Consider the following 10979-nt stretch of genomic DNA (forward strand, 5'->3'; position numbering starts at 1 on the left):
GAAAGCCGTGGCCTTCACCCCCACCGGCAAGGACGGCGTCTTCCAAGCCTTCTTCAGACATCAGAAAATAGAAACAGTCGACCTCAACCTCTGCAGACGATAAGTGACAAAACTGTTCGCGATGTCCCCGCACACCTGTTCGCGATGTCTCCGGTCCAAACAGGGGGGAGATCAGCCGCATCAACTTCTTCGCCAAGCTCTCGCAAGGTCGCCGTCAGCATGACCTCGGTCGATCCGATTTCCCCGATCCCAGAAAAATCGAAAAAAGATTCGAACCTTTTCCGGGCCGCGACGACAGATGATCAAGAGGCGGATGGATCGCCTCGGTCAACGAAGCAAGGAGATCGTCATGTTCAAGAGCACACTCGTTTCCGGCCTCATCGCCACTGCAGTTGCCGCCGCCACGCTGGCCGGCACCGTCCAGCCCTCGGCCGCCCACAGCTATCACCACAACCGCGAAATCGGCATCGGCATTGCCGCCGGCGTCGGCGGCTTCGTCCTCGGCAGCCTGCTCGCCCAGCCGCGTACCGTCTATGTCGACGAAGGCGGCGGCTCGTGGCACGTCCGCCGCTGCTATGATCGTTACGCCAGCTACGACGCGGACTCCGATACCTATCTCGGCCGCGACGGTTATCGCCACTACTGCCGGCTTTGAGAGGAGGTGGCGTTTTCAATCACTGAAAAGAGGGGCGCCCCGCAGCCCCTCTTTTCGCTGTGCTTGAAACGATCGGACCGTCAGGTCGCCCTGATGCCGCCGATCATCCGGGTCACCTCGGCGGCGGCATCGCGCACCAGCGGGCCGATCTCGGCCAACCGCTCCGGCGTCACCCGCACCGTCGGTCCCGACACCGAAACGCCGCCGATCGGCTCGCCGAATTCGTTGAAGATGGCCGCTGCCACGCAGCGCATGCCGGGGTGCCGCTCCTCGTCGTCGACCGACCAGCCGCGCAGCTTGATCCGCGCCAGATCGTGGGCAAGGGCCGAAATGTCGGAAAGCGTCCTGTCGGTGAAGCGCTGCAGGCCTGCCTTGCGCAGGATGGTTCCGACGCGCTCCGGCTCGAGATGCGCCAGCACCGCCTTGCCGATGCCCGACGCATGGAAGGGGCTGCGCGTGCCCGGCCGGAAGAAGGCGCGGATCGCCTGGTGCGTCTCGACCTGGCTGACGAAGACCACGCAATCGTCCTCGGCGACGCCGAGATTGGCGGTCTCGCCGGTTCTTTCCATCAGCTCCTGCATGACGACACGGGCGCGGTCGACCAGTTTGCGGCGGCGCAGGAAGGCCGCGCCCATGCGGTAGGTCTCGACGCCGATCGACCAGAGCTGGTCTGATGTGTCGAATTCGACCATGCCGTGGTTTTGCAGCGTCGTCAGCATGCGGTAGGCGGTGGAGGCGGCAAGGCCGCTCTGCGCAGAGATCTCGCTCAGCGACAGGCCGCTGCCTTCCGCGACAATGGCCAGGATGCGCAGCGCCCGGTCGAGCGACTGCACCGAACTGGCCTCCGATGGCCCGTTGAAAGCGCGCGGCCGTCCGCGCTGGCGTTTTTCGGTGGTTTCCATGCAGTCAATCTCGGCCGGTTTCGCCAAATGCACAATGAAAAAGTTTTTCACTACGTTCGCGGGTGGATTCTTGGAAAACAGAAAATCAAATAAAATCAAGAAAATGACGCCGTTTTCTAGAAATGAAAAAATATTCTGAAAAAATTGAAAAATAACCGGCGTGCTGACATCCTTGGCCAATCCAACAATGACAAACCTGTGGAGGGCTGGAAAATGGCCAGGATGCGCGCTGTCGATGCCGCGGTTCTCGTTCTCGAAAAGGAAGGCATTTCCTGCGCTTTCGGCGTGCCGGGCGCGGCGATCAATCCGTTCTATTCGGCAATGAAGGCGAGGGGCACGATCCGCCATGTGCTTGCCCGTCACGTCGAGGGCGCCTCGCACATGGCGGAAGGTTTCACCCGGGCCAAGGCGGGCAATATCGGCCTGTGCATCGGCACTTCGGGTCCAGCCGGCACCGACATGATCACCGGGCTCTATTCGGCCGCCGCGGATTCCATTCCGATCCTGTGCATCACTGGTCAGGCGCCGCGGGCGCGGCTGAACAAGGAGGATTTCCAGGCCGTCGACATATCAGCCATTGCCGCGCCGGTCGCCAAATGGGCGGTCATCGTCATGGAACCCTACCTCGTCCCGATGGCGCTGCAGAAGGCGTTTCACCTGATGCGCTCGTCACGTCCCGGCCCGGTGCTGATCGACCTGCCGGTCGACGTGCAACTCGCCGAAATCGAATTCGACATCGACGCCTATGAGCCGTTGACGCCGTTCAAGCCGGCCATGACGCGCGCCCAGGCCGAAAAGGCGTTGACGATGCTCAACGCCGCCGAAAAGCCGCTGATCGTCGCCGGCGGCGGTATCATAAACGCCGATGCGTCCGATCTGCTCATCGAATTCGCCGAGATTTCAGGCGTGCCAGTCATCCCGACCTTGATGGGCTGGGGAGCGATCCCCGACGATCACCGGCTGATGGCCGGCATGTGCGGACTGCAGACCTCGCACCGTTATGGCAATGCGACGATGCTGGAAGCCGACTTCGTCTTCGGCATCGGCAACCGCTGGGCCAACCGCCACACCGGCTCCGTCGATGTCTACACCAAGGGCAAAAAATTCATCCATGTCGACATCGAGCCGACGCAGATCGGCCGTGTCTTCGCGCCGGATCTCGGCGTCGTTTCGGATGCCGGTGCCGCACTGAAGATGCTGCTCGACGTCGCCACCGAATGGAAGACGGCGGGCAAGCTGCGCGACTGGTCCGGCTGGGCTAAGGAATGCCAGGCCCGCAAGAAGACGATGAAGCGCAAGACGCATTTCGACCAGGTGCCTCTGAAGCCGCAGCGTGTCTATGAGGAGATGAACAAGGCGTTCGGCCGCGACGTCACCTATGTCACCACGATCGGCCTGTCGCAGATTGCCGGCGCGCAGTTCCTGCATGTCTACAAGCCGCGCAACTGGATCAATTGCGGCCAGGCCGGCCCGCTCGGCTGGACCTTGCCGGCGGCCCTTGGCGTGCGCGCCGCCGACCCGGACCGCACCATCGTGGCGCTGTCGGGCGACTATGATTTTCAGTTCATGATCGAGGAACTGGCGGTCGGCGCACAGCACAAATTGCCCTATCTGCATGTCGTCGTGAACAACGCCTATCTCGGCCTGATCCGCCAGGCGCAGCGCGGTTTCTCGATGGACTTCGAGGTCGACCTTGCCTTCGAGAACATCAACCGGTCAGGCGATCCCGAGGCCGGCTACGGCGTCGACCACGTTGCCGTCGCCGAGGCCATGGGCTGCAAGGCGGTCAGGGTGCGCAAGCCCGAGGAGTTCGCCGGTGCCTTCAAGGAGGCCCAGCGGCTGATGAAGGAGCACCGGGTGCCGGTCGTGCTCGAATTCATCCTCGAACGCGTCACCAACATCTCCATGGGCACCGAGATCGACAAGATCACCGAGTTCGAGGACCTTGCCGAGAGCCACGAAGACGCGCCGACCGCGATCGTCATGTTGGATTAGGAGAAAAAAGAATGCCGCGTTTTTCAGCCAATCTTTCGATGCTCTTTGGCGAGCATGAGTTTCTCGACCGTTTCGATGCCGCCGCCCGCGCCGGCTTCAAGGGCGTCGAATATATCGGCCCCTATGACCATGCGCCCGATGTCGTCGCGGCCCGGTTGAAGAAGAACGGCCTGACCCAGGTGCTGTTCAACCTGCCGGCGGGCGACTGGGGCAAGGGCGAGCGCGGCATTGCGGTGCTGCCGGACCGTGTGCCGGAATTCCGCCAGGGCATCGCCAAGGCGATCACCTACGCGCAGGCGCTCGGCTGCCAGCAGGTCAATTGCCTGGCCGGCATCGCGCCCAAGGGCGCCGACCGCAAGGTGCTGGAGGATGTCTTTGCCGAAAACCTCGCCTTCGCGGCGGAAAAGCTGGAGCAGGCCGGCATCAGGCTGCTGATAGAGCCGATCAACACGCGCGATATTCCGGGCTTCTTCCTCAACTATTCCGATCAGGCCTTGGCGCTGATCGATCGCGTCGGCTCAAAAAACCTGTTCCTGCAATACGACATCTATCACATGCAGATCATGGAGGGGGATCTCGCCCGGACCATCGAGGCAAATCTCGACCGCATCGCGCATATCCAGCTTGCGGACAATCCCGGCCGTCATGAGCCGGGGACGGGCGAGATCAATTTTCCCTTCCTCTACGGGCATATCGACCGCATCGGTTATGCCGGATGGGTCGGGGCTGAGTACAAGCCGATGGCCGGGACGGAGGCTGGCTTGGGGTGGCTTCGGGAGTTGGCCGGGCAGGGAAGTGCTGCGGCGTAAGCACTAGAGGGGGCGTTTCACACAGTCATTTGGAGAACCACAATGGAAACCATCGGCTTCATCGGCCTTGGCATCATGGGCGCACCGATGGCAGGGCATCTGCTGGACGCGGGCTATCAGGTCATCGCCAGCGACCATCGATCGAAACCCTCGGCCGATCTCGTCGCCAAGGGGCTGAAGTCAGTCACTGGCCACGCCGCCGTGGCCAAGGCTGCCGACATCATCATCACCATGGTGCCCGACACGCCACAGGTGGCCGATGTGCTGTTCGGCGACAATGGCGTCGCGTCCGGCCTGTCGAAGGGCAAGCTGGTCGTCGATATGAGCTCGATCTCACCGATCGAGACCAAAATGTTCGCAAAGAAGATCAACGATCTCGGCTGCGACTATCTCGACGCACCAGTCTCGGGCGGCGAGGTCGGCGCCAAGGCGGCGTCGCTCACCATCATGGTCGGTGGCGAGGAAAAACCCTTCGAGCGCGCAAAACCCATCTTCGAGAAGATGGGCAAGAACATCACCCTGGTCGGACCGAATGGCGTCGGCCAGACCACCAAGGTGGCCAACCAGATCGTCGTCGCGTTGACCATTGAAGCCGTCGCCGAAGCGCTTGTTTTTGCTTCGAAAGCCGGCGCCGATCCGGCCAAGGTCAGGCAGGCGCTGATGGGCGGGCTGGCGGCTTCGCGCATTCTGGAAGTGCATGGCGAGCGCATGGTCAAGCGCACCTTCGCGCCTGGTTTCCGCATCGAACTGCACCAGAAGGATCTGAACCTCGCGCTGGAGGGCGCGAAGGCGCTCGGCGTTTCCTTGCCCAACACCTCGACGACTCAACAGCTGTTCAATTCCTGCGCGGCCAATGGCGGCGCCAAGGAGGATCATTCGGCGCTGGTCAGGGCGCTGGAGCGGATGGCCAATTTCGAGGTCGGCAGCGAGGCAGCCGACGCCAGGGGCAAAGCGGCATAGGTCAGGAGAGGGCGGCGCAACGTTCCCAAGCCGCAAACTCTTGGCCCGTCGAAGAACGGGTTCCGGCGTCTGTCGGGACCCGTTTCTCGTTTCGAGATATTTTTGGCTTAGAGCATTCCACCGTTTCACGGAAATGGCGAAATGCTCTAACTCTTTGTCTTGACGCAATTCTGGAAGGAAAACCGCTTCACACTTTTCCTAGAATTGCTCTAGCCGCGCTTCAAAAATGTCCGCGCCACGTAAAGGCTGATCGCCGCGGCATTCGATACGTTGAGCGAATGGATGGCGCCGGGCATGTCGAGCCGCGCCAGCGTCGTCACCGTCTCGCGTGTCTTCTGGCGCAGGCCCTTGCCTTCGGCGCCCAGCACCAGGGCGATCTTTTCTCCGGCAAAGCTCTTTTCGAGTTCGGCCGGCGCGTCCGAATCAAGCCCGATGGTGCGGAAGCCCGCCTCGTGCAGCAGGCCGAGTGCGTCGGCGAGGTTCTTCACCTCGATCTGGTCGATGTGCTCCAGCGCGCCGGAGGCGGATTTCGCCAGCACGCCCGATTCCTGCGGGCTGTGGCGGGCCGTGGTGATCAGCGCGCCGGCGCCGAAGGCGACCGCCGAGCGCAGGATGGCGCCGACATTGTGCGGGTCGGTGATCTGGTCGAGCACCAGCACCAGCTTCGCGTCACCAAGCGCATCGAGCCGCTTGGCTTTAAGCGGCTCGGCCTCGATCAGCACACCCTGATGCACGGCGTCCGACCCGGTGATCTTGTCGATGTCCCTGGGTTCGACCAGTTCGGTCTTGAAGGGCAGGGCGGCGAGATCGGCGATTTCGAGGCGCTCGGCCGCGTTGCGCGTCACCAGCATCCTTCTGATCTTGCGGCGCGGATTGTCGAGTGCGGCGCGCACGGTGTGCAGGCCGTAGAGCCGCACCAGGCCGTCCGCGGCATTTTCGCCCGGCGGAACCGGCTGTCGGGGCCGGAATGCCGGCGCGCTGCCGCTTTTCTCGTCGCGATAGGCGCGGCGCAGCTTGGCGTAATGGGTATCTTTGGGTGTGTTGGTTTTATCGCTCATGGCTGGCTTCTATAGCCGTCTCCTCCGGCCAAGGATATGGCCCGTCGCCGCAGCCGGCGAACAGAAACGAAAAACCCTGGCTGCGCGGTTGACACCCAATGGGCTTGCCGCCATAAGGCGCTGCGCTGGTTTCGGAGAACACATAACTCGGGTCCGGATCGGCGTGAATGCCTCGTTGCATGGCTCCGGCGGCAGACTGGAGAGGTGCCCGAGTGGTTAAAGGGGACGGACTGTAAATCCGTTAGCTTAGCTTACGTTGGTTCGAATCCAACCCTCTCCACCACTGCCGGCCCGGAAGCCCTGAAACGCAAAAAGAATCGGACCGAAAAGTGCATGGCGCTTTTCGGATGAATCCGGTACTTCAGGAACGGCGCGGGTATAGCTCAGTGGTAGAGCAGCAGCCTTCCAAGCTGAATATGCGGGTTCGATTCCCGCTACCCGCTCCAGCCAGCCATCTGTTTTTTCGAAACGTCCCTTAACCTTTATGCCGGGCCATAGGTCTCACAGCCGTGTCGCTTCGCTTGTCGTCACTGAGCGACAAGCGAAGCGGAAGAACTTCCGGATCTGGCAGCGCCTCGCGACGAGTTGACAGAAAAAGTTCATTTGCGTAGGTTCGCGTTAGTGCAGACTAACGTGAACAGCTGGACAGCGCTCGGCGATCCGACCAGGCGCACGATCTTTGAATTGCTGGTCGAACACCCCTGTTCGGTCGGGGAACTGGCGTATGTCCTTCCTGTCACCCGACCGGCGGTCTCGCAGCACCTGAAAGTACTCAGGGATGCCGGCCTTGTGGCCAATACGCGCTTGGGCAAGCAACGCATCTACCGGGTCGATCCGGAAGGCTGGCAAGTTTGCGCGCCGAACTCGACCGGTTCTGGGGCAAGACCCTGGCTGCCTACAAGGTGGCCGTCGAACAATCGTCGAAGGAAGAGGAATGAGCACGCATCAAGCACCCCCGCCTGTGAGGCACGCCATCGTCGTCGAGGCGCCGATCGCAAAGGCCTTCAAGATCTCACCGAGGACTTCGGCAGTTCAAACCTCGAGAGCACAACATACTCGCAGTGCCAATCGCCGACACGGTTTTCGAGCCTCGAGTGGGCGGTCACATCTATGACCGAGGCGTCGACGGCAGCGAGTGCCACTGGGCCCGGGTGTTGGCCTACGAGCCGCCCAACCGAGTGCTTCTGAGCTGGGACATCAACCCTCAATGGCAGGTTGAAACAGATCCGGACAAGACTAGCGAGTGGGAAGTCAGCTTCACGGCGGAGACGGACAGCCGGACGCGGGTGGAGATCGTGCACCGGAACTTCGAGCGGCATGGCGAAGGCTGGGAAGGTGTGCGCAATGGCGTTGGTAGCGATCAAGGCTGGCCACTTTACCTGCGCCGGTTACACGACCTTTGCTCTCGCCAGGCGACGTGACGGCCGTGTGACAGCCACAAAGATCGAATCGGTTCCCAATCCGGTCATCCGAAGAAACGGAGGGAAGAATGGAAGCCTACTGGCTCAGTATCGTTGGAGTGCTCGCGCTTTGCCTTTTGTCGGTCGTGCTGGCGATCTACTCGGGCTCGTCCAAGGGCCGTGTCGGGGTACTTTCAGGCCCAGTACTCCCTGCCGATGACGACAATTTGCTCTACAGGATCGACCGCGTGCACATGAATTCGGTCGAGGCGCTGGCGCCTTTCGTCGTCCCGGCTTTGCTGGCGATGATGGCTGGCGTCGCCCCCGTCATACTGGCAGTGATCGTTTGGCTGCATCTGGTGATCCGGCTGGTTCACCTGGGAGTTTACGTGCGCGGCGGCAACGCTGCCAAGGGAGGCAGTATCAGGACGATCCTCTACGTTTCGGGAGCCATCGTCACGCTTGTCCTCGTCATCGTCACGGGCTGGGCGGCCATCCAGTGACCGGCCGCACACGAGCTTGCAATCGAGTGGGGCTGCATTGTCGTGCGTCCGGACATGAGGCGCAAACAACAGACCAAATGCTGCGCGGCAAGCCGCGCAGCATTCCAAGGGGCGGGTGCGGGTCGCGCTAGCTGTTGAACGCGGTGGCGACCTGGTGCTGCTGCGGCACCTGGCCGTTCGGCGTCAGTCTGTCGACGATGCCGGGCAGGGCGGTGGACAGTTGCTTGAGCAGTTCCTGCTCGTCCAGCCCGGTCCGTTGCGCGATCTCGCGAATGATCTGGGGTCCTATCGCGGCGCCAAGATCGTTGGCGTTGATCGGCTGGTTCTGCCCGGTGCCGACCCAGGAGTCGGCGGCATTGCCGTGGCCGGCATTTCTGAGCTTGTCGAGCAGGCCGCCCAATCCGCCAGCCAGGCCGCCGTCGGCGGATGTGGTTTCCGTCGGCACGGGGGCGGTCGGAGCGGGCGCGGGAGACTGTTCTGGCTCTTCGGCACTTCTGCCGCTCTTGCCGACCAGCAATGCGCCGAGCGCGATCATCAGGGGTTTGGTGATGTTGCCGCCGGGAACGGCATTGTCAAAAAGTCCCATAGTGGATCCTCCATAGCGACCAAGGCCCGACCCCTCCTCAACAATGAAGCATTCGGGCGGAATTTCAAGCTGGCTTGAGGTTTTGACAATCCTATGAAAATGTCGGCTGGCGAGGGGATGGAGAGGAAAAAATGGGTATCATCAGCTGGATCATTCTGGGCGCCATTGCCGGCTTCCTGGGCAGCAAGATCGTCAACAAGACCGGCCAGGGCCTGATCATGGATATCGTCCTCGGCATCGTCGGCGCTATTGTCGGCGGCGTGATCTGCAGCCAGATCTTTGGCGTGGGTGTCACCGGTCTCAACATCTCCAGCCTGATCGTCGCGGTGGTTGGAGCGGTGGTCGTGCTGTGGGCCTACCATCAGTTCAGCGCAAGGCGGACGCTTTAGCGCCTGCGGATCGTCTGAGGTTTCGAGTTTCCGAAGGCAAGACCGGCTTCGGGCCGGTACGTGCAGAGGCTCGTCTATGGCATCAGCACTGCATCGGCGGCGACGAAAAAGATCAGCGTTCCGGCGATGAACACCGCCCAGCCGACAAGCGACTTGCGGATGGCGGCCTTGTGCTCGGCGTCGGAACTCTTGTTCTGGTCAAAATCGGTCACGGGGAACTCCGTTGGCTGATTGATCATGTCGTCGTCGAACGAACGATGCTTCGCCGAGTAGACGATCTTTTTCGGCCCGGCAACTGCTCATGCGCGGGTGCTTGGATGCGGAGGCTCCAGGTTTTGTTTATGCACGTCGTTCTCCCAAAACCGGGGCCCCTTTTGGGCGACATGCGTTAGGCGACGACGGCCAGCCGGCGCTGGCGCTGATCCAGCGACACGATGGTCAGCCCGCTGCCGACGACCAGCAGGATGCCACAGATCGCCAGTGTGTTGGGGAACTGCCCGAACACCAGCAGGCCAGAAATGACCGCCCAGACGGTGAAGCAATAGTAGAACGGCGCCACGGCGCTTGTCGGTCCGACACGGTAGGCCATGAAGATGAAGAAATGGCCGAAGATCAGGAAAAATCCGGCGCCGGCCATCAGCAGCAGGTGATGTGCCCCGGGCATGACCCAGCGCTCGGAAACCAGATGCGCGGCGCCGGCGCCGATCAGCACCACGACGACGGCGGAAATCGCCACGATCATCCCCGGCACCTCGGCCGCGACCCGCCGGCCGGCAAGGTCGCGCGCCGCCGCAAGGGCTGCGTTGCCGAGCGCCAGCAGGGCGTAGATCGAAATGCCTTGCATGGTCGGCTGCGCCACCATCAGCGCGCCGACGAAGCCGAGCCCGATCAGCGCCATGCGCCGGCCGCCGATCCGCTCGCCAAACAGGATCGAGGAGCCGACCAGCATCAAGAGCGGCGTGATCTGGCCGAGCGCGGTGGAATCCGCGATCTGCATGTTGGCGAGCGCGACGACATAGCAAAGGATCGCCGCCAGCTCGAGCACGTTCCGGCTCAGTACGCGCTTGTCGAAGATCAGCGGGATCTGCTTGCCGTAGCCCAGCGCGAACAACAGCGGGAAGCCCCAAAGGGCTGCCGCGGCACCCCGCAGAAACAGCACTTCGTAGGACGGCAGGCCAGCCGTCGCGAGCTTCATCATCGTGTCGTTGACGAGATACGACCCCGTCGAGACGATCATGAACAGCGGGCCGCGGACAGAGGCAGGGATGAAATGCATTTGGTCACAAGATCAGAGGCGGGTGGCGGCGGCAATGGTCCATGGCCTGGCCATGTGTCAGACAGGGCCGGGCAAGCAAGCCAGCGCTTTCGCGGCCTCGATCGGGTCGGCCCGCTAGCCCTTCATTTTGCCCAGAGCCTTCCTATATCAGCGTCATATCCCCGCAATCGGATCGATGGTTCGGACTGAGTGAGACGGCACCCGGCCAAAAGACGCTTGTGTTTTTTGGCCTTTGTCGCTAATCGCCCCGCATTCGACTGAACTGAAGGTCTTCGACCGAACTGAAGATCCGGGCCGTCCAAGGAAAGAGACAATGGCAAAAGGTAAATTCGAGCGTAACAAGCCTCACGTGAACATCGGCACGATTGGCCACGTCGACCATGGCAAGACGTCGCTGACGGCGGCGATCACCAAGTATTTTGGCGAATACAAGCGCTACGACCAGA

At 62.0% G+C, this 10979-nt stretch carries 14 protein-coding genes, 2 tRNA genes and 1 pseudogene; 11 read left to right on the top strand and 6 right to left on the bottom strand.

From position 1 onward, the window contains the following. Window positions 1-181: hypothetical protein (locus EOA13_RS38360; protein ID WP_206535304.1), on the bottom strand; the 181-nt coding region annotated here is incomplete at its 3' end. Window positions 182-349: 168 nt separating this feature from the next. On the opposite strand from EOA13_RS38360, the gene EOA13_RS21620 reads away from it, so the two are divergent. Continuing rightward, window positions 350-655, top strand: coding sequence for a BA14K family protein (locus tag EOA13_RS21620; protein ID WP_127295743.1), 306 nt, complete (start codon window positions 350-352; stop codon window positions 653-655). Window positions 656-735: 80 nt separating this feature from the next. Here the strand turns inward: EOA13_RS21620 and bhcR are convergent, their stop codons facing one another. After that, complete coding sequence (gene bhcR, locus EOA13_RS21625; RefSeq protein WP_127295745.1) at window positions 736-1557, bottom strand: HTH-type transcriptional regulator BhcR; 822 nt, start codon at window positions 1555-1557, stop codon at window positions 736-738. 213 nt (window positions 1558-1770) lie between these two features. Between bhcR and gcl the strand changes: the two genes are divergently transcribed. The 3 genes from gcl to EOA13_RS21640 are packed head-to-tail and all read left to right on the top strand — an operon-like array spanning window position 1771 to window position 5321. Next, a complete protein-coding gene (gene gcl / locus EOA13_RS21630) occupies window positions 1771-3552 on the top strand; it encodes a glyoxylate carboligase (protein WP_127295747.1) in 1782 nt (593 codons plus the stop codon). A gap of 11 nt (window positions 3553-3563) precedes the next feature. Then, window positions 3564-4361 (top strand): hydroxypyruvate isomerase, encoded by a 798-nt coding sequence (hyi, locus tag EOA13_RS21635; RefSeq protein WP_127295749.1) that lies wholly within the window; start codon window positions 3564-3566, stop codon window positions 4359-4361. Between the two features lie 42 nt (window positions 4362-4403). After that, the gene (locus tag EOA13_RS21640) at window positions 4404-5321 is read left to right on the top strand and encodes a 2-hydroxy-3-oxopropionate reductase (RefSeq protein ID WP_127295751.1); all 918 of its coding nucleotides are present in this window, start codon (window positions 4404-4406) and stop codon (window positions 5319-5321) included. A gap of 209 nt (window positions 5322-5530) precedes the next feature. On the opposite strand, the gene rlmB is transcribed toward EOA13_RS21640, so the two are convergent. Further along, window positions 5531-6379, bottom strand: coding sequence for a 23S rRNA (guanosine(2251)-2'-O)-methyltransferase RlmB (gene rlmB, locus EOA13_RS21645; protein WP_127295753.1), 849 nt, complete (start codon window positions 6377-6379; stop codon window positions 5531-5533). 198 nt (window positions 6380-6577) lie between these two features. On the opposite strand from rlmB, the gene EOA13_RS21650 reads away from it, so the two are divergent. From EOA13_RS21650 to EOA13_RS21670, 5 genes and pseudogenes are all read left to right on the top strand, one after another. Then, a tRNA-Tyr gene (locus tag EOA13_RS21650) sits at window positions 6578-6662 on the top strand. Between the two features lie 89 nt (window positions 6663-6751). Then, window positions 6752-6825 (top strand) — tRNA-Gly (locus EOA13_RS21655). 175 nt (window positions 6826-7000) lie between these two features. After that, a pseudogene (locus EOA13_RS21660) lies at window positions 7001-7317 on the top strand (metalloregulator ArsR/SmtB family transcription factor). Between the two features lie 156 nt (window positions 7318-7473). After that, on the top strand, window positions 7474-7800 hold the full coding sequence (locus EOA13_RS21665; protein WP_245490447.1) for an SRPBCC domain-containing protein: 327 nt from the start codon (window positions 7474-7476) through the stop codon (window positions 7798-7800). A gap of 68 nt (window positions 7801-7868) precedes the next feature. Further along, entirely contained in the window at window positions 7869-8282 is a 414-nt protein-coding gene (locus EOA13_RS21670) for an MAPEG family protein (RefSeq protein WP_127295755.1), read from the top strand. A 127-nt stretch (window positions 8283-8409) separates the two neighbouring features. Here the strand turns inward: EOA13_RS21670 and EOA13_RS21675 are convergent, their stop codons facing one another. After that, window positions 8410-8868 (bottom strand): YidB family protein, encoded by a 459-nt coding sequence (locus EOA13_RS21675; protein WP_127295757.1) that lies wholly within the window; start codon window positions 8866-8868, stop codon window positions 8410-8412. Window positions 8869-8999: 131 nt separating this feature from the next. Here EOA13_RS21675 and EOA13_RS21680 point away from each other — a divergent pair, with 131 nt between their 5' ends. Next, the gene (locus tag EOA13_RS21680) at window positions 9000-9257 is read left to right on the top strand and encodes a GlsB/YeaQ/YmgE family stress response membrane protein (protein ID WP_023812088.1); all 258 of its coding nucleotides are present in this window, start codon (window positions 9000-9002) and stop codon (window positions 9255-9257) included. Between the two features lie 74 nt (window positions 9258-9331). Here the strand turns inward: EOA13_RS21680 and EOA13_RS37970 are convergent, their stop codons facing one another. Both EOA13_RS37970 and EOA13_RS21685 read right to left on the bottom strand, forming a co-directional pair. After that, complete coding sequence (locus tag EOA13_RS37970; protein WP_164778452.1) at window positions 9332-9469, bottom strand: hypothetical protein; 138 nt, start codon at window positions 9467-9469, stop codon at window positions 9332-9334. Window positions 9470-9645: 176 nt separating this feature from the next. Next, the gene (locus EOA13_RS21685) at window positions 9646-10533 is read right to left on the bottom strand and encodes a DMT family transporter (protein WP_127295759.1); all 888 of its coding nucleotides are present in this window, start codon (window positions 10531-10533) and stop codon (window positions 9646-9648) included. A gap of 313 nt (window positions 10534-10846) precedes the next feature. Here EOA13_RS21685 and EOA13_RS21690 point away from each other — a divergent pair. Beyond that, window positions 10847-10979: GTP-binding protein (locus EOA13_RS21690; protein ID WP_245261238.1), on the top strand; the 133-nt coding region annotated here is incomplete at its 3' end.

This window comes from Mesorhizobium sp. M7A.F.Ca.US.011.01.1.1, assembly GCF_003998295.1.
GTDB lineage: Bacteria > Pseudomonadota > Alphaproteobacteria > Rhizobiales > Rhizobiaceae > Mesorhizobium.

Excerpts from the sequence above, each read along its gene's own strand:
- EOA13_RS21620 (WP_127295743.1), top strand. The coding sequence starts at position 350 with ATGTTCAAGAGCACACTCGTTTCCGGCCTCATCGCCACTGCAGTTGCC.
- bhcR (WP_127295745.1), bottom strand. The coding sequence starts at position 1,557 with ATGGAAACCACCGAAAAACGCCAGCGCGGACGGCCGCGCGCTTTCAAC.
- gcl (WP_127295747.1), top strand. The coding sequence starts at position 1,771 with ATGGCCAGGATGCGCGCTGTCGATGCCGCGGTTCTCGTTCTCGAAAAG.
- hyi (WP_127295749.1), top strand. The coding sequence starts at position 3,564 with ATGCCGCGTTTTTCAGCCAATCTTTCGATGCTCTTTGGCGAGCATGAG.
- EOA13_RS21640 (WP_127295751.1), top strand. The coding sequence starts at position 4,404 with ATGGAAACCATCGGCTTCATCGGCCTTGGCATCATGGGCGCACCGATG.
- rlmB (WP_127295753.1), bottom strand. The coding sequence starts at position 6,379 with ATGAGCGATAAAACCAACACACCCAAAGATACCCATTACGCCAAGCTG.
- EOA13_RS21670 (WP_127295755.1), top strand. The coding sequence starts at position 7,869 with ATGGAAGCCTACTGGCTCAGTATCGTTGGAGTGCTCGCGCTTTGCCTT.
- EOA13_RS21675 (WP_127295757.1), bottom strand. The coding sequence starts at position 8,868 with ATGGGACTTTTTGACAATGCCGTTCCCGGCGGCAACATCACCAAACCC.
- EOA13_RS21680 (WP_023812088.1), top strand. The coding sequence starts at position 9,000 with ATGGGTATCATCAGCTGGATCATTCTGGGCGCCATTGCCGGCTTCCTG.
- EOA13_RS21685 (WP_127295759.1), bottom strand. The coding sequence starts at position 10,533 with ATGCATTTCATCCCTGCCTCTGTCCGCGGCCCGCTGTTCATGATCGTC.